Raw genomic sequence first — 18139 nt, 5'->3', positions numbered from 1 at the left:
TTAAAGTAATATTGAATTAGATAGATACGGATTTATTATACTTCAATCCTAAAAATTGTAAGTTTGCGCTCATGGAACAAAAATTATTTGTTTACAACACTTTAACACGTAAAAAAGAAGAATTTATACCGCTTGATGCACCCCATGTGGGGATGTACGTTTGCGGCCCTACCGTATATAGCGATGTTCATTTGGGCAACTGCCGCACTTTTATAAGCTTCGATCTTATTTTTCGTTACCTGCTGCATTTGGGTTATAAGGTGCGCTATGTGCGTAACATTACCGATGCCGGCCATTTAGAAGGCGATGCCGATGAGGGAGAGGATAAAGTATCAAAAAAAGCGAGGTTATCGCAATTGGAGCCGATGGAAATTGTACAAAAGTACACCGTTGATTTTCATGAGGTGATGAAAACCTTTAACGCCCTGCCGCCAAGCATCGAACCAACAGCCACAGGGCATATTATTGAGCAAATAGAACTGGTGAAAGCCATTTTAGATACAGGATATGCCTACGAAGTAGATGGTTCGGTATATTTTGATGTAGAGAAGTACAACCTTACACAGGATTACGGCATACTAAACGGCCGCAAGCTGGAAGACATGCTGAACAACACCCGCACTTTGGGCGGCCAGAACGAAAAGCACGGCAAGCTTGACTTCGCCCTTTGGATAAAGGCCAAGCCCGAGCATTTGATGAAATGGCCATCGCCCTGGGGCGTTGGGTTCCCTGGTTGGCATTTGGAGTGCTCGGCTATGAGTAATAAATACCTGGGGCATAAATTTGATATCCACGGTGGTGGGATGGACCTTATGGCCACGCATCATACCAACGAGATAGCGCAAAATGTGGCCAGCTGCGGCAACAACCCGGCTACCTACTGGCTACATACCAATATGCTTACGGTTAACGGGCAAAAAATGTCTAAATCCCTTGGCAATAGTTTTTTACCCGAACAGTTATTTAAAGGGGAGCACGAGTTGCTTACAAGGGGCTATGGCCCAATGGCGGTGAGGTTCTTTTTTATGCAGGCAAGCTACCGCAGTACGGTAGATTTTTCTAACGACGCCCTTGAGGCGGCCGAGAAATTTTATAAACACCTTGCTAAGGCTGCTAAAAAGTTAAGCGCGTTGCAACAAAATACATTAGTTGCTGTTGATGGTGAGGCGGAAAGCGCAATCATAGCGGCCTGCGAGGATTGCTATAACGGTATGAACGACAATTTTAATTCGCCAAAAACGTTAGAAGCACTGAATAATTTATCCAAATCGATAAATTCGTTTGCCGATGGCACCCGTAACTCGGGCGCAGTGTCTGCAGAGACCTTTGATCGGATGAAGAAAACGTACAACGATTTCTTTTACGATGTTTTAGGCTTAAAGCAGGATGACAACCAGAGCGGCGACACCGAGGGGCTGCTGGGTTTAATTGTAGATCTGCGCAACCAGGCCAAGGTTAATAAAGATTATGCCACGTCTGATAAAATTAGGGAAGGTCTAAAACAAATAGGCTTCCAACTGAATGATAATAAACAAGGTACAACCGATTGGGTAAAACTTTAACCAATTTTAACTACCTGTTTGTGTGAATGTACGCCGGGCATACGTACATTTATGCAGCTTAAATTAATTAAGAATTGCCCGCAAAATAGATCCTATGAAGAAATTATTGTTAGCTGCTTTTGTATTGGCCGGTGTTAGTGCCAACGTATCTGCCCAAAAAACGCTTGTTGAGGTTAGTAAAGTAGTAAATGCCGAAATTGACTTTAATAAGCAGGTTGAACGCAAAGGGATAAAGGCAGGCTTTTTAGCCGTTGCCGACCCGGAGGGGATAGTTTTTAAACCAAACGCTGTTAAGATATCTGAATTTTACGGTACTATTGATAAAATGCCTGGTAAATTAACCTGGCAGCCAAAAGTAGCGCGTATATCTGCCAATGGCGACCTTGCCTTTACGGCGGGCCCATACGTTTACCAAAATGGGAAGAGTGACGATGATAAAGTTTATGGCCAGTACGTATCCGTTTGGAAACGCGATGCAGCCGATAATAAGCTTAAACTGCTGATAGACCTGGGTATACAACACCCCGAGCCGGAAGCCGAAACTGGTACCGATTTCAGAGAGCCGGATACGTCTAAACAGGTAGCCCCAAGCAAAGATCCATTCAGCGGCAAAACCGTCATCATTAATTCTGATAAACTGTTAAATCACTCGTTAGATCTATCCGCCCTGGCTTCGTACAAAGAGTTTTTAAGCCCTGAAGGCATGTATTATTTCCCGGGGTTTGAGCCAATTGTAGGCAGGGACAAAGTGTCTAAATTTATAGCTAACGAAGGCATCAGCATATCTGCCCAAACTGTAAATGCCGGCCGCGCCACCAGTAACGACCTGGCGTACAGCTATGGTACCGCGCGGATCCGTAAAGGCAACATCGTAAATAACTACAATTACGTGCGTATTTGGGAGATAGATGCTTCCCACAAATGGAACGTGCTGCTGGAGATATTTTCTACAGTGGAGTAGTACTCAATAAAATTAGCTGCGTTACCCCAGGGGGTATCCTGTTTATAGAGAAACAAAGAAAGAGTTAAAGCTCCGTAGGTGCTCCCTCGCCAATATAAAGGCAAACAGGAAGCACCTACGGAGCTTTAATTTTAATAAACTACTGCTATAAACAGGATGCTCCTACCGGAGCGTTAAGCACAGCATTTTAGAATAATTGTTCGATGATATCGCTGGCGGATAAACCTTCTGCTTCGGCGTGGTAGCTGCGAACGATGCGGTGGCTCAGTATGGGCTTGGCAACCGCTTTTACGTCCTCTATATCCGGCGAGTATTTTCCGTTGAGCACAGCGTGGCATTTGGCACCTAAGATCAAAAACTGTGATGCCCGTGGGCCTGCGCCCCAGTTTAACAGGCGTTTTACCTGCGGGGTGGCAAATTCGCTGTCGGGACGGGTTTTTGATACCAGCTTTACGGCATATTCCAGCACATTATCGGTAACCGGGATGTTGCGCACCAGCTGCTGGAAGTAGATGATCTGATCGGCGTTTAATTGCTTGTTTACCGTTACCTGGTGGGTACTGGTGGTATTCTTTACTACCTGCAATTCTTCTTTAAAAGACGGGTAGTTTAAGGCAACGTTAAACATAAACCTATCCAGCTGAGCCTCCGGCAGGGGGTAAGTACCTTCCTGCTCAATGGGGTTTTGGGTAGCCAGTACAAAAAAGGGTTTTGCTAATTTATGCGTAACACCTGCCGCGGTAACCGCTTTTTCCTGCATGGCCTCTAAAAGGGCTGCCTGGGTTTTTGGTGGCGTACGGTTTATTTCATCGGCCAGGATAATGTTAGAGAACACCGGGCCGGGGATGAATTTAAAGTTGCGGTCCTCACCCAATATTTCAGATCCTATGATGTCTGAGGGCATCAGGTCGGGAGTGAACTGGATGCGCTTGAAATCGAGGTCGAGCACCTGTGCTACGGTTTGCACCAGCAGGGTTTTAGCCAGGCCCGGCACACCAACCAGCAAGCAGTGGCCGTTGCTGAAAATAGAGATCAGGACGAATTTAATAACCTCGTCTTGCCCTATAATAACTTTTCCAATTTCTGCACGAATTTGCTCATAAGCAAGCTTCAATGCATCAGCGGCCTCTACATCAGAGCGGTGTTGCATATTTATATTAAGGTTTTACCTGTGCAGTGGTAACCGGGGCTATCCATTTTTGTAAGATAGGGTACTTTTGGTACTCCGGATCTATCTTAATGAAAGTTTCTTTACGGCGTTTTTCAAACCACTGGCTTACGGTGCGGTTAAGCTTATCGTCCATGGCCATTTCTTTCAGCTTGGCAAAATCCTGTTCAAGGTTTGCCTTATGCGCGTCGGTAACCGATTTAAGGTACAATATTTTATAGCTTTTTTTACCGGTTTGGGCATCAGTAAATAATGTTGGCTTAGATATGCTGCCTACTTTCATGGTATCAATAACGAGTGCCACTTGCGGGTCCAGCTTATCAGTTGGGATGTAAGTGGAGCGGGTTTGCACGTTATCAGCATTCAGCATCATACCACCGTTATATTTGGTTTCTTTATTATCCGAGAATAAAGACGCTGCGCTCGAAAAATCGATCAGCTTGTTGGCCTTCATTACGGTGTATAAACTATCGGCACTTACTTTAGCCCGGTCTAAACTGGCAGGCGTAGTAGCCGGAACGATGAGCAAGTGACGGGTGTGAACCTGCTCACCGCGGCGCTCAATAACTTGTAAAAAGTGGAAACCAAAGTCGCTTTCAAAAACCGATGATATTTCGCCGGCCTTCAGTTTAAAGGCAACAGCCGAATATTCTTTCACATAACCGTTACGGTCGTTAAAGCCCAGATCGCCACCATCAGGCGCAGACCCCGGATCCTGTGAGTATAACCTCGCCAGGGCACCAAAATCTTCACCTTTTTTTACCCTTTGGCGTAGTTCTTCGGCCTTATCTTTATAAAATTGTTTCTCTTCCTTGCTCATTTTAGGATCAAATACAATTTCGCCCACCTCAACCTCTTTGTTAAAGGTTGGCAAGCTATCCTTTGGCATCAATTCAAAAAAACGTTTAACATCCTGTGGGCTGGTATTTACTTTTTCGGTGATCTTTTGCCTCATGCGCTGCGCTATCATCGATTCTTTGATATCCGGGCGAATCTCATCCTTATACTGAATAGTCGATTTACCCAAAAACTGCTGAAGCTTCTCTTCTCCGCCTGCGCGTTGTATAAAGCTGCGCATCCGGCGATCAACATCGGCATCAACATCTTCTTCCTTCACCTGCACGCTATCTATAACAGCCTGCTGGGCAAGTAATTTTTGGGTTAATTGGTTTTGCAGTAATACCGCCTTAAAATCCGGGTTTGGCTGCTGGCCGCTCACCAGGTATTGCGCGTATTGTAATTCGATATCTGATTGTAAAATGATACTGGAACCAACAATGCCTGCTATTTTATCTATCGTACGTACCGGGCCTGCAAAGGTTCTGGTGGTGGTATCGGCCTTAACTTGTTTTGTAGTATCTATTTGTGCCTGGGCAACGGTAGCAACTAAAAAAATATTTACAATGAATATCCCTATTTTTCTCATGAATTCGTTAAACTAATATGGCGGGTGCTTATACCGCTAAAAATGCAAATTTCGGTAAAATTTATTAATAAAAATATATAATTAAGCCGTTGTGCGAATATGCCTATAATGCTTCAACTGCTTTAGGTACTTTTGGTTAAAATATGTTAAATAATATGAAGGTTGATAACCCTAACGCTTTCCGTTTTATTATGCCGGACGAGCTTTACCTGCTGCCGGAGGATAAGGTTGCCAAACCAATATCTGTTGCCGCAGAGTCTGTCATTACAACTACAGCGCCCGTTGCAACAACTATTGAACCCGTTATTACATCACAAGTTATTGCTGTTACAGAGACTCTCCAGCCCATAAAAACGCCCGATACGGTATTTAATTATCTGGGTAGCAACAATAAAAGCTTTGTGATATTGGTAAGCTACGCCGCCGATGAGCATATGCCCGCTGCACATTTAGCCGCGTTGGAGAATATTCTAAAGCGTAAGGAACTTGCCCTTGATGATGTGGCCATACTAAACGTACATCAATATCAGCCCCTTGCTATGGCCAGGCTTGCGGGTGAATTAAAGCCATCGAGATTGGTAATAATGGGGAAGGATGCGTTGCCGCAGGGCATAGGCAATTTGCCGCTTAACAGCCCGGTACAGGGTAAAAAAACCAATGTATTGTACAGCTTTAGCTTTGATGAGATGATGAGCAGTAACGATAATAAGAAAGCCTTTTGGGAACAGATGAAAACAATTTAATATGCAGCAATTAGTTTTTGCAACCAATAACCGCCACAAGCTTATGGAAGTATCTGCCAAAATAAAAGGACAGCTTGCCTTGCTTACCCTTGACGATATTGGCTGTACCGATGAGATAGACGAAACCGGGCTAACCTTTAAAGATAATGCGTCCATCAAAAGCCATTATATATGGGATAAATACCAGCTCAATTGTTTTGGTGATGATAGCGGACTGGAGATAGTTGCCCTTAACGGTGAGCCGGGCATCTACTCGGCACGCTATGGCGGCGAACACGGGAACCACAAAACCAATAATGATAAAGTACTTTCTAAATTAACCGGACTAAGTAATCGCGGGGCACAGTTCCGCACGGTTATTTCGTTGATGTGGAATGGCGAAGAATATTTTTTTGAAGGTGTGATAACCGGCTCTATCCGCCGCGAAATAAGCGGCACCGATGGCTTTGGTTACGATCCTATCTTTCAGCCCGATGGGTATGATATTACTTTCGCTGAAATGGACCTGGAGCAAAAGAACAGCATCAGCCACCGCGCCATCGCAGTAGAAAAGCTTATCGCGTTCTTAAACACCCAGACCGTTTAATTACGGTTTCTTTACAGTAGCCGAATCGGCCTTAGGTTTTGCCACTGGCTTGGTTACCGATGTATCGCGCTTTGGACTTGGTGCCGGCGCTGATGCCGGTTTAAGTATGGTGCTATCTGCCTTGCCCTTTATCACCGGTTTTACGTTCAGCGAATCCTTCCCTGCTTTAATAAGGCCTCCTGCAGGTAATTTGATAGCGGTACTATCGGCAGGCGCGGGTTTGCCGTTTATCAACTTTATCGCAGGTGTTTTAGCACCTTTTTTGCCGGGAGCAGCCGCAGGCTGCTTTGCCAGTTGTTTTTTGGTGTACGAAGGAATAATGGATTCCTTGGAGATAGGCCGCTCTTTCGGTTTCCAGATAAAACCTTTCAATATTTTTTCATCGTCCTTGAATTTTGTGAGCGGGCCATAGCGGTGCTCTGGCTTGGTGATGAAAAAAACATCGGACGCGGCGTTGTCTTTAAACACTACCCGCATCCGGGTGCTTAACGAGCGCTGCATCTCGGTTACCTTTTTGGTGCTGTCGCGAGCGAAATAGATGCTTTCAGCATTGCCCGATATGAACATCTTATCCAGTTTGTCGTTTTTAAAGAAGCCGCGCATCCGTTTACCTGCTATCTGGTTAAACGTGAGGGAATCGTCTTTCTCAATATTCACAATAAATGCCGATGGGAACAGCATCAGGTTATCCATCTTTTTGTTGCGCATTTGCATGGTGATGGTATCTCCGGACAGCTGCGAGCCTTGCGTCCATATCAACGGGTTTACAAAGCAGCGCAGAGTGGAATCGCTGTAGCTGTAAAACATCGAATCGGCTTTTGCCTGCAGATCTGATTTAAAGAGTTTGGCATGGTGGTATGCTCTTATGATCCTGATCCTTGCGGTATCACTTACCGGCCGGGTTTTTACAATAAAGGCCGGGTCGTTATCTTCCGGGTCGGCAACGGGCTCTTTTTGCTGGGGCTTTTTAGAGATGGGTTTGCCATCCTTATCCAACTTATCCGGAACAATCACAACAGGAAGAGGCACGCCTTTTTTCTCTTTAATAGGCCTGCCCTTTTTATCCAGCTTAGGCGGTATAACGGCCACAGGTTCGGGCCTTGGTAACCCAAACTGTAAAGGGTGCCATATCAAACTGTCTTTAGGCACACCCACAGACACCGCGCTGAGGAATTTGGATAACGGTTTCGCGGAAGAGGTAGCCAATCCAACACCCTTAATTTTTAAGGAGGTGTCCCTAATCCCGGCAAGGCGCTGTTTTTCAAATAAAGCCTTCAAATCTTTATACGTAAGCATCTGCGTTTCCAGCGTATCTGCGGAGATGTAGATAGAATCGCGCTTTATCTTCTCCGGCTTCTTAGTTTTTACAAGGCTATCCGTTTTTATTGATATATCAGCTTTTACCGCCTTGGCCAGTTTCGTTAAAGAATCCGTAGCTGCTCTCAATTTATTTTTTGCATCTATCGGCGTACCCAAAGGCGTTTTAGTTGGTATGGTTAAAGGCGGTGCGGTTACCGGCGTACCCAGCGGCGGGGCCTTTACCGGCGAATTTAATGGCGGAGCTTTTATGGGCGATGCTTTTGCCGGCGTACCCAAAGCGGGCGCTTTTATAGGCGACGCTGTTTTTTTTCCATTTTTATCCGCAAGAATAGTTTTTAGCGCAACAGTATCGCTTTTTGTGGTATCTTTTTCTTCGGTAACAATTATTACGTAGGGGTCCTGGGTTACTACGGTGCGTTCCTCGCTTTTGTAATAATTTGCCAGATCGCCCATCAGGGTTGTTTTTTGTTCACTATCGGTAAATACCACGTGCTTCACCGCGCGGCCAAAACCAATTTTTTTATCGTAGAATAAACTGTCGCCCTTCAATCGTTTGGTGCCCGATTTGTAAATATTCTTTTTACCAAAAAATGCCTGCTCTACCACGGTATTATAAAGCCCGTTCTCTGTGTATAGTGTGTCCTTTTTATCCTTGGTATCGTAAATATTGGTGGGACCATAAAAAAAGGCTATGCGTGTGCCGGTATTGTATCGCAGAGTATCGGTTTTTATTAGGGCATCAGGGGTTACCAAAACCACATCATACCTGAAGTATGAATCTCTTGATAAGGCAAAATAGTAACCGTTTTTGCTGGTGAGCGTATTGTCTTTATTCACCACCTTGCCGCCACCAGTATAGGTGCCTATGCGGGTTGCGGTGTTGTAGGTAAGATAATTGGTGGTAAGCGTGGCGTCCTTATCCACCATTTTTACATTATCGGTAAGGATAGCAACTTTGGTGTTGCCATTGTAATTCAGCTTGTCCGCAAAAATATTCAGCGTATCGCCCTGGGTAATATTCACATTGCCGAAAGCATCGAAAGCGTTATCCTGCGCGTAAAAGTAAGCACTGTCTGACCGCATGATAGAAAAATCCTGCTGAAAGGTACCCTGGTAAACCTTTATTACATCCTTGCCGTTTATCTTAACCCCCTCGCTGCTTTTAGAGCGGATTAGGTTCACTACAGATTTTTTCTGTGCCAGTACCGTAACAGATGTTAGTATAAAAAAAAGGCTGAAGGCGTATTTTATCACAATGGCAAAATTAGTTTTTTGCTGGGGTTATTAAATTAATAATTTTGGCTTATGCTTCCTGTTAAACGCTTTGTAGATTTTGTTACGCAAAATACATTATTCCGGCCCGGTACAAAAGTACTGGTGGCGGTTAGCGGGGGCATGGATTCGGTATTAATGGCTCATTTATTCAAGTCTGCAGGTTATTATTTTGGTATAGCGCATTGCAACTTTATGCTGCGGGGCGATGAGGCCAATGCCGACCAGGAATTTACCCGCGGGCTGGCCGCACAACTCGGCGTAAGCTTTCATACAGCCAATTTCGATACCAAAACCTATGCGGCGGATAACAAAGTATCCATCCAAATGGCGGCGCGGGATCTTAGGTACGCTTGGTTCAATCAGCTTTGCCAAACAGCAGGTTACGAAGCCATTGCGCTTGCACACCATCAGAACGATACGATTGAAACAATATTGTTAAACCTTACGCGGGGTACAGGTATAGCTGGGCTGCATGGTATTTTACCAAAAAATGGTAACCTGGTGAGACCTTTGCTTTTCTTAACACGTGATGAGATAGGTGAAATTGTAGGGGCCGGGGGGCTGGCTTTTGTGGAGGATAGTTCTAACGCCTCTACAAAATATGCCCGCAATAAACTTCGCCACCAGGTTATCCCCTTGCTTAAGGAGCTGAACCCTTCGCTGGAGAGTACATTTGAAAACAACCTGCGCAATTTTCGCGAACTGGAGCAATTGCTGGAGGAAAAAGTAGAAAGCTTGAGGAACGATATTTTGGTGCAGCACCAGGACGAAGTACATATTTCCATAGATGCCATTAAAAAATTATCGCCGCAGCGCCTGTTGTTTTTTAAACTCTTGCAGCCTTTCGGATTCATAGATAACGTGGTTGATGACCTGCTGACTGCGCTGGATAAACATGCCGGGCGGATATTTGAAAGTGGCAGTCACATTTTGGTGGTTGATAGGGGGATGCTGATCATTTCTTTAAAAAAAACCAAAGTGGCCCACCCTGTTTTGATAAACGAAGGGACTCATTTTATAAACTATCAAAATTATAAGCTCACCGTTTTGCATGATGATAGCCCGCTTATTGTAAAAGATAATCCACTGGCGGTATCTGTTGATGCCGGGAAACTGGCTTATCCATTAACATTGCGTGCCTGGCAACAAGGAGATTATTTTTACCCCCTCGGGATGAAAACCCGGCAAAAGCTGAGCGATTTTTTCATCCACCAAAAGGTGCCGCTCCATAAAAAAGGCGAAGTGCCAGTGCTGGTAAATGCCAATGGCGATATTATATGGCTTGGTGGCTATCGCCTTGATGAAAGGTATAAAGTGGATAAAAACACTAAAAAAGTTACTATATTCGAATTGATTAAATTATGACCGATAAAGCCGATTTTACCGAAAAACAGTACCTGGGCCGGGAGTGGATCCCTATCACCATCCGCCTTATTTTAGCTATGTTTTGTTTTGCCGCGTACTTTTTTACCGACGAACGCGAACGCAACGGCGATCTGCTGGCGGTAGTTGGCTTCTCTATTATCACCATATCTATCATACTGGGTTTTGTACTTCACTTTAAAACCATTGTGGCCAACAAAAGTGTTACGCTGGATGGACTGTGGACTACCCGCCGCGTAAAAATAGATCTCAACAGCATTGTAAAGGCCGAGAAGGGCACTTACAGCCGCTACCTGTTCAATAACCCGGTTTATAACCTTCATACCAAAGGCACCATTCGTTTTTACACCGCCGGCAATGATGCTATTCACCTCACAGATCGCGATGGACTGCTGTACATTATCGGTTCGCAACATGCCAACGAGTTTCTCAGGGCGATAAAAGAGGAAATGAAGGCGAGGTAGCTTCAGAAAAGAATCAAGAGATAAGAATCAGGAATCAAGAGATACGAATTTATAAATAAGAAAACGCTTTGGGTTTTGATGTACTCACCGTATACGTTATTCCTCCTCGCGCTTTAGATTTTGAAATGAAATATTTGTAACAGGAAAGGGGTTTGCGCAATGTGCAAACCCCTTTCTGTCTTATGCTCATCGAAACGGCAAAGGAGATATTTTTCCCTTAATGCGATTTAAAGCTGGCCAGATCGGTATGCAGATCGCGGAACGAACTGCGGATGCCGAAGGTTAGCATACTGGTTTTATCGTTAAAGGCGGTGTTCTTTTCGGTGCGGTAAATGCCGCCAAGCTCTAACCTAAGGTTGTATTTTGGATTAAGCAGGAACGCTATTTTGCCTTGCAGGTAAACCATATTGGTGGTTAAGCCCTGGCCTATATAGTTGCCATCAACATGGGCCGGGTTCTGGTAGTTTAAGAAAGGGTTCTTACCGTAATTAAGGTTGTTAATATCCAGGCCGTAGTGCCCCAAATCGGCCTCGCCGGAGAAATCAAAACGTTTGTACGAATAGTTCAGCATAGCCACATACTCGCGGAAGTTGGCACCAAATGGGTGTGCAAGCGGTTCGCTGTTGGCGGTATAGTTAATAACCGATGCACGCTCGGAATAAGTGTAGGGCCTTGCGGTGTTGGTTTCGGCAAGGTAATTCAAGCCCTTCACGCCAAACAAGTCTGCTCCTCTGATACCCAGTTGCCAGCCGAATTTATTACGGTAGTTACCCGGGTTATGAAAAAAGTTTTTCGATTCAAACTCATCCAGTGCAAACTGGCCGTAAAGGGTAAGGCCGTCTGTTACTTTTAATTTACTTGTAAGGCCAATCAGCGCGTTATCAGGCGAGCCATTTGCAGCCTCTACGGGCCTTAAAAATATAAGGGGATTGATGTAGCTAAAATCAAAGCCACGGGAGTGGCCGGAATCATCGGTGTTAGACCAGATAACCGAATCGAAGAAACCAAAGGAAAGCCTGTTGCTTACGTTCCAATCGAGGTAATGGAATACACCAAATTTTTTGCGGTCGATAAAGTGATCGCTTGTTGAAGCCGGATCCTCGAACAACGCCCACATAGCCATGTATTTTACATTGCCCACATCAGCAGTTACCCTGAAAAAGGGTGCAGGCGATGTATTATCAGACAGTAACACCGAGCGGTAACCATCGCCAATGAATGTTTTATCGCGCCCGGCGCTGATGTTGATGAATTTAAATGGCGTGTAAGATACCGTGGCCGTAATGTACGACCAGTTGTAAGCATCCGCATCGTTTGTTAAGCGGCGTGCATATGCTTGCCCCGGAACAATGCCCACCTGGTTAATATAGGTGGAGAGATAATTGGGAAACTTGGCGTTGCTTAAATAACCGGCCACGTTGTAGCTGAATTTTTTACCGGCAGTACCGCCAATTTGCAGCCCAAGCGAATTGTAATGGGTGGTTTTTTTGCCCGAAAAATCGCGGCCGATGTTAAAATCGGGCAGCAGGTCGGCGTAAAAGGTAGAGGTTGTGCTTTTGTAATCAATTAAATGCTCGTTGAAAATTTTGGCATAAGCGCTATTTTTTACAACGCCATAGTTTAACAACGAATCTACACGGGCCCTTAGCAGAGAATCATCCGCCAGGAATGGCTTTAACGAGGAATGCACCCGGGTTTTGGTGGAATACACGTCGGCATTCAGCTTTTGGTAAAACTGGTAATTGTAGGGTTGATATACAGATTGCGCTTTCGCAACCCCAATAGAAACCAGTAATATAAAACTGCTGATAAAAATCTTCTTCATATATGCCGGGGTATCAATTTGTGCTATTCAAAATAATTCAATGTTTTATAACCACCTTTTCTTAAATGTTCATCTTGTTTAGCCAGGTCCAGATCAGCCTGAACCATGTCTGTAACTAATGCCTGCAGGTCGTACTTCGGCACCCAACCCAATTGCTCTTTTGCCTTGGAAGGGTCGCCTATTAAAAGTTCCACCTCGGTGGGCCTGAAATATTTGGGGTCTACCTTTACAACGGTTTGGCCAAAATGTAAGGCCTCAAAATTAAGCCCTAATTCGGTTACCCTCGCCTGGTCTATATCTATAATAACGCCTTTTTCGTATTCGTCTTTACCGCTAAATTCAATTTCGATACCCAGCTCCAGGAACGACATTTTTATAAATTCCCTTACGGTGGTAGTTACACCGGTGGCAATTACAAAATCCTCGGCTTTGTCCTGCTGTAGCATCAACCACATGGCAACTATATAATCTTTAGCGTGGCCCCAGTCGCGCTGTGCGGAAAGGTTACCAACATACAGGCATGTTTGCAGCCCTAAAGCTATTTTTGCAACCGCACGCGTAATTTTACGGGTAACAAAAGTTTCCCCGCGTATAGGGCTCTCGTGGTTAAACAAGATGCCGTTGCAGGCGTACATGCCATAAGCTTCGCGGTAGTTAACAATTATCCAATAGCCGTATAATTTGGCTACTGCATAAGGCGAACGCGGGTAAAATGGCGTGCTTTCGCTTTGCGGAACCGCCTGCACCAAACCATACAGCTCGGATGTGGATGCCTGGTATATACGTGTTTTTTTGGTAAGACCCAATAATCTTATCGCTTCCAGGATGCGTAAAACGCCTATGCCATCGGCGTTGGCAGTGTACTCCGGGGTATCAAAGCTTACCTTAACATGGCTTTGCGCGCCAAGGTTATAAATTTCGTCGGGTTGTGTTTCTTGTATTAGCCTGATCAGGTTGGTAGAATCTGTCAAATCGCCGTAATGAAGGTGCAATTTAACACCCTTTTCATGCGGGTCGTGGTATAGGTGATCTATCCGGTCGGTATTAAAAGAAGATGACCTGCGTTTAACGCCATGTACCTCATATCCCTTTTTTAATAAAAATTCAGCTAAGTATGCGCCATCCTGACCTGTTATACCTGTAATTAAAGCTGTTTTCATTAACGAATATTAGGCTAAGCAATTATCTAATTGCAATATTACCAAAATAATCGAAAATGCCGGTATAAGCTTGTATACAAACCTGCTAATATTTTAAATTCCGGCAACGGTATCTTCCAGTTCGCGGTACCAGTCTTCGCCGTATTTACGGATCAGCGGGCCCTTTAAAAATTGGTGTACCGATACTTTCAGCTCGTTACCAAAGCTGCATGCCGGGCTGCAAATGCTCCAGCGGTCGTAATTTAAAACATCAAACTCGGGGTAGGCTGTAATACGGATAGGGTATAGGTGGCAGGATATTGGTTTTTGCCAGGTTATTGCGCCATGCTCATACGCTTTTTCTATAGCGCATTTGGTGATTCCGTTGTCCCAGGTTACGTATGCGCATTCTTTATTGGTATCAACGCAGGGGGTGGTGTAGTCGCCTTCAAAATCGGTTACGTAGGTGCCAACATCTTCAACTGTCGCGATGCCTTTAGCAGTCATAAAAGGCTTTACTTTCGGGTAGATCTCGTCAAGTACGTCCAGTTCATCGTAATTCAATGGCGCGCCCGAATCGCCCTCTAAGCAACATGCGCCTTTGCACTTGTTCAGGTTACATACAAAATTCTCTTTTACTACATCCTCGTGTAGTAAAACGCTCCCTACTTCTATCATAATTATTTTTTTACCGGGTTTAAAGCATATTTAAGCCCGCTGGCCTGCGTAAGGTCCATTACCAAACTACCCACCACGAGTTCCACATGCGCTTTTACGGGGATGCGGTTCTTATCATCGGTGATCCACAAATATAGCTTACTATTTTTGCGGAAAATACGCCCGGGTATAATAGTTGGATTAAATTTTAAGCAATTGAATGTACCCAGACCACATTTTACCTTTTCTTTGCCCAAATAAGTGATGGTAAGGGTATGTACTCCATCTTCGAGGAAATACCTCAGGTCGAGTTTATCGTTGATCTTTAGCCCGGATATATCCACATTACGGGCAAAGTAATAGGCCGACAAAAAGTCGAATACGTTTCCTGTAAAAGGGTAAGTACCGCTATTGGCGGTGATGATATTCTTATCTCTATCAAATATTACCTTGTCGTTATGCTTGTAGCCGCCCTCTTTTCGTTCTTCCGAGTAGTAGTAAGGCAGCAGGGTATTTGGGTTGATAAAGGTTTGATACTGGTTCCGCACCTTAAACAGCAGGTTGAAAGTACCGGCTGTATTGGCTACAGCATGGATGCGTAACGCCGGTTTACCATCAAATTTCTGGGTGCTGTTTTCGGTTTTTATAATGGCTTCCGCTGCGGTAAAAATACCGTATTTTAATTTATAGGTAATCTGCTCACCAGCCTGAAAAACCACCTCATCGGTTTTCGTGGCTTCCTGACTGTAAGCGTTTGCCAGGCAGGCTAATAATAAAAGGACTAAATAATATTTCTTCATGTAATTGATATAGAACCTCATAGACCGGATTAGGGCCAAACGGTTTAATCGCGGCGTTTATATATGGGCACGGTAGAACAAGGTTCGCCAAACATCAGGCTTTTTGCAACAGGCGTAAGCTTTTTTGTTAGCTCCACATAGGCTGATACCGGTACAGGTATATCGCCACAGCCCTTTATAACCAGGCGCTGGTCGCGGTATTGCTCTACATCCATCGTGGCTATCTGTTTTACAAACAACACTGTCTCTAAAACCTCTGCATCGCCAAAAACAACCTCTTTGGCATAAGGTGCAAGGCGGTTAGCCAGCAACATATAAGCCCAGGCTGGCACAATAGCATCCGCGCTGCAGGTTACTGCAACAAACTTATCCTGGTACTGCGCCCAGTCGTGCCCTTTTACAAACTCGCGAAAATCTTTCTCGCGCAGCATCAGGCCGTGGAATAAGTTATCTTTTATATCGTAAACCACACGTTCTCCAGCCGGGTAAAATTGGGCGGGATCCAGCGTAACCAATCCGCTTTGCGCAACTTTATTGATAATGTTTTCCTGTATTTCCATTGGTAGCCTAATCGTTATAAAACAAAAAAAATCCGGCAAAAGCTATAACGCTCTTGCCGGATGTAAAATTACTTTAAATTTAGCTTATAAGAACTTGGCGCGGTTATCTTTTACATTCGCCTTATCTTTCAGGGCTTCGAGTACCTTTTCATTGGCACGTTGTTCAAGCGCCTGGCCTAAAGTTTGTTTCTCTCTTACGGCGTTTGTTAAGGCCGCAGGGTTTATAAAGCTTTCAAGCGTGTAAACATACACACCTTGCGCACCCACAACAGGTTTAGATAACTTGTTTGGCTGTGAACCAAAGATAGAGCCGATAACCTTGTATTCCGGGCCTGAGCCTGGGATAACCGGGTTGGCAAATACAATGTTTTGTACCGGTACTACTTTGCTGCCCGCTTTCTGAGCTACCTGATCGATAGAAGAAGCGCCGTTTGAAGCTGCCTGCAGCTTTTCAGCAAGTTGTTTCCCTTTAACCGCTACCCTAACCATAGGTTCTATTTGTTTCTTAACATCATCAACACTTAAATAACCAACAGGCTTTATTTGTGTAAGGCTGCCAATTACATATTGGTCGCCAATAGGGTAAACCTCCTCAGAGAAATCACCTTTGTCGGCTTTAAATGCCCATTTAACTAAAGCACGTGCGTTATCAAGGCCCGGCAATGTGGCTGCTGTGCCAGTTACGTCATCCGCTTTTTTAACAACCAAACCTGCTTTTTTGGCCTGAGCCTCAAAGTTGTCTTTTGTTAAGGAACCCAGGAAACCCTGCGCTTTGTTATAAACGTCGTTTTGTGTTTTCTGGCTTGCTTCTAATGGTTTATCAACCTGGGCAACCTTCACTACTTTAGATGAGCCTGTCTCGTTCTGAATTTCAACCAGGTGAACACCAAATTGTGTGGTGAAGATCTTAATGTCGCCTTTTTTGGCAGCAAAAATCACATCGTCAAAAGCAGGGATCATGGTGCCGCGGGCAAATGTACCCAGGTCGCCACCTTTTTGGTTAGCGGCTTTATCTGTAGAGAAGCTGTTAGCCAGGTCTGCAAATGATTTACCACCTATTAGTAATTTTTTAATTGAATCTGCTTTAGCAAGCGCTTTATCAATACCGCCTTCAGTAGCCGGGTTTAATAAAATATGACGTGCTTTAACCGAATCCGGCTCTACCCTTGCACTGATCAGCTTGGCTACTTTGTAGCTGGTGCCAGATAAGTATGGGCCATAAACAAAGCCTGGTGCGGCAGCAAACATTACCGAATCTAACTTAGGATCTAACTGGCCTTTTTTAAGATAGGTAATTGGTGTTTTTGTTTCAGAGTTGATCTGTACGAATAATGAATCGTTTGCAGATGCTTTAAAATCTGCCGCAAGCTTATCAACCTGTGTTTTTATAGCAAGGCTATCTTCTTTAGAAGGCGCTGCATTAAAGCTTACGTAATCAAAGTTGCGCAGTTCCTGTTTGTTTTTAAACTCCGATTTATGCTCATTATAGTAAGCGCTGTAATCGTCATCAGTTAAGGTAACCTTGCTGTCTGGTATAGAAGCATAATCAAGCACGGTGTACTTAAAGTTAGCAAGCTTGTTTTTCGCAGTGTAGTCGTCCTGGGCCTCAAGCGTGTTTACATATAAACCTGTACCAACCAGAGCCATGTATTTTTGCCTTTTTTTGTCCTTAATAAGTTCGGTAAGGAACGTTCTCCAAGATGATACCTGGGTGGTATCGGCTTTAGGGCTTTGCAGGTATTGCAAAAACTGGTTAAGTTTTGCCCTGTCGAACTGGCCTGTTTGCGGATCGGTAAACTGGCGTGCTATCTGTGGATCGGGGTTAGCGCCGCTCACCATGGTTTGTGTTTCGGCATCACCTACAGTGATACCTATTTTTTCAATTTCTTTACCCAACAACCTGTCGGTTAAGAACTGGTTCCAGGTGGTCTCCTGTAAATAGCTGGTGATCTGTGGTGAAATGCTTTGGCCAGACTGTTGCTTAAACTGTGCTGTAGAAAGATCTAACCTGTCGTTAAATTCTTTATAGCTAACGGCCGAGCCGTTAATTTCTCCAATTTCGCTGGCATTGTCCTTAAAAATAGAACTGCCAGACTTAATAACTTCGCCTGCTACAAACGCAAGTAATGCAAAACCAATAAAAATTGCGAGGATTGTTCCCATCCGGTCCCGCAAATAACCCATGATACCCATATAACTCTATATCTATTTTATATTTCTCAAAAAGAGGCGCAAGATACAACTTTTACTAAAATTCTATAACACAAATT

The 18139-nt window shown here is 44.4% G+C and carries 15 protein-coding genes; 6 read left to right on the top strand and 9 right to left on the bottom strand.

Annotated features, from left to right (window positions below):
• The first annotated feature begins 71 nt into the window (after window positions 1-71).
• A complete protein-coding gene (gene cysS / locus ABIX36_RS03990; RefSeq protein ID WP_348080871.1) occupies window positions 72-1562 on the top strand; it encodes a cysteine--tRNA ligase in 1491 nt (496 codons plus the stop codon).
• A 94-nt stretch (window positions 1563-1656) separates the two neighbouring features.
• Entirely contained in the window at window positions 1657-2523 is an 867-nt protein-coding gene (locus ABIX36_RS03985) for a hypothetical protein (RefSeq protein WP_348080870.1), read from the top strand.
• A 187-nt stretch (window positions 2524-2710) separates the two neighbouring features.
• On the opposite strand, the gene ABIX36_RS03980 is transcribed toward ABIX36_RS03985, so the two are convergent.
• Together ABIX36_RS03980 and ABIX36_RS03975 are read right to left on the bottom strand one after the other, a co-directional pair.
• A complete protein-coding gene (locus tag ABIX36_RS03980) occupies window positions 2711-3673 on the bottom strand; it encodes a MoxR family ATPase (RefSeq protein ID WP_348080869.1) in 963 nt (320 codons plus the stop codon).
• A 7-nt stretch (window positions 3674-3680) separates the two neighbouring features.
• The gene (locus tag ABIX36_RS03975; protein ID WP_348080868.1) at window positions 3681-5117 is read right to left on the bottom strand and encodes a peptidylprolyl isomerase; all 1437 of its coding nucleotides are present in this window, start codon (window positions 5115-5117) and stop codon (window positions 3681-3683) included.
• A gap of 155 nt (window positions 5118-5272) precedes the next feature.
• Here ABIX36_RS03975 and ABIX36_RS03970 point away from each other — a divergent pair, with 155 nt between their 5' ends.
• Window positions 5273-5860 (top strand): hypothetical protein, encoded by a 588-nt coding sequence (locus tag ABIX36_RS03970; protein ID WP_348080867.1) that lies wholly within the window; start codon window positions 5273-5275, stop codon window positions 5858-5860.
• Between the two features lies 1 nt (window position 5861).
• Window positions 5862-6446, top strand: a complete 585-nt coding sequence (gene rdgB, locus ABIX36_RS03965; protein ID WP_348080866.1) for an RdgB/HAM1 family non-canonical purine NTP pyrophosphatase — start codon at window positions 5862-5864, stop codon at window positions 6444-6446.
• Here the strand turns inward: rdgB and ABIX36_RS03960 are convergent, their stop codons facing one another.
• Window positions 6447-9020, bottom strand: coding sequence for an OstA-like protein (locus ABIX36_RS03960; RefSeq protein WP_348080865.1), 2574 nt, complete (start codon window positions 9018-9020; stop codon window positions 6447-6449).
• Between the two features lie 51 nt (window positions 9021-9071).
• On the opposite strand from ABIX36_RS03960, the gene tilS reads away from it, so the two are divergent.
• Entirely contained in the window at window positions 9072-10406 is a 1335-nt protein-coding gene (gene tilS, locus ABIX36_RS03955; protein WP_348080864.1) for a tRNA lysidine(34) synthetase TilS, read from the top strand.
• Window positions 10403-10888, top strand: coding sequence for a hypothetical protein (locus ABIX36_RS03950; RefSeq protein WP_348080863.1), 486 nt, complete (start codon window positions 10403-10405; stop codon window positions 10886-10888). Before tilS ends, ABIX36_RS03950 begins: the two co-directional genes overlap by 4 nt.
• Window positions 10889-11105: 217 nt before the next feature.
• On the opposite strand, the gene ABIX36_RS03945 is transcribed toward ABIX36_RS03950, so the two are convergent.
• The 6 genes from ABIX36_RS03945 to ABIX36_RS03920 form a co-directional block, all read right to left on the bottom strand.
• Window positions 11106-12713 (bottom strand): gliding motility protein RemB, encoded by a 1608-nt coding sequence (locus ABIX36_RS03945; RefSeq protein WP_348080862.1) that lies wholly within the window; start codon window positions 12711-12713, stop codon window positions 11106-11108.
• 23 nt (window positions 12714-12736) lie between these two features.
• Window positions 12737-13873: a GDP-mannose 4,6-dehydratase gene (gmd, locus tag ABIX36_RS03940; protein WP_348080861.1), complete on the bottom strand. Its 1137-nt coding sequence runs from the start codon at window positions 13871-13873 to the stop codon at window positions 12737-12739.
• Between the two features lie 93 nt (window positions 13874-13966).
• Window positions 13967-14530, bottom strand: a complete 564-nt coding sequence (locus ABIX36_RS03935; RefSeq protein ID WP_348080860.1) for a DUF3109 family protein — start codon at window positions 14528-14530, stop codon at window positions 13967-13969.
• Window positions 14531-14532: 2 nt separating this feature from the next.
• Window positions 14533-15309 (bottom strand): DUF3108 domain-containing protein, encoded by a 777-nt coding sequence (locus tag ABIX36_RS03930; RefSeq protein ID WP_348080859.1) that lies wholly within the window; start codon window positions 15307-15309, stop codon window positions 14533-14535.
• 44 nt (window positions 15310-15353) lie between these two features.
• On the bottom strand, window positions 15354-15869 hold the full coding sequence (locus tag ABIX36_RS03925; RefSeq protein WP_348080858.1) for a DUF2480 family protein: 516 nt from the start codon (window positions 15867-15869) through the stop codon (window positions 15354-15356).
• 84 nt (window positions 15870-15953) lie between these two features.
• Window positions 15954-18053 (bottom strand): peptidylprolyl isomerase, encoded by a 2100-nt coding sequence (locus tag ABIX36_RS03920; RefSeq protein ID WP_348080857.1) that lies wholly within the window; start codon window positions 18051-18053, stop codon window positions 15954-15956.
• Window positions 18054-18139 lie beyond the last annotated feature (86 nt).

Origin of the sequence: Mucilaginibacter sp. (assembly GCF_039925265.1) — a bacterium.
In the GTDB taxonomy this organism is placed as follows: Bacteria; Bacteroidota; Bacteroidia; order Sphingobacteriales; family Sphingobacteriaceae; genus Mucilaginibacter.
Note: the sequence above shows the minus strand (reverse complement) of the source record. Positions and strands in the feature narration are given on the sequence as shown.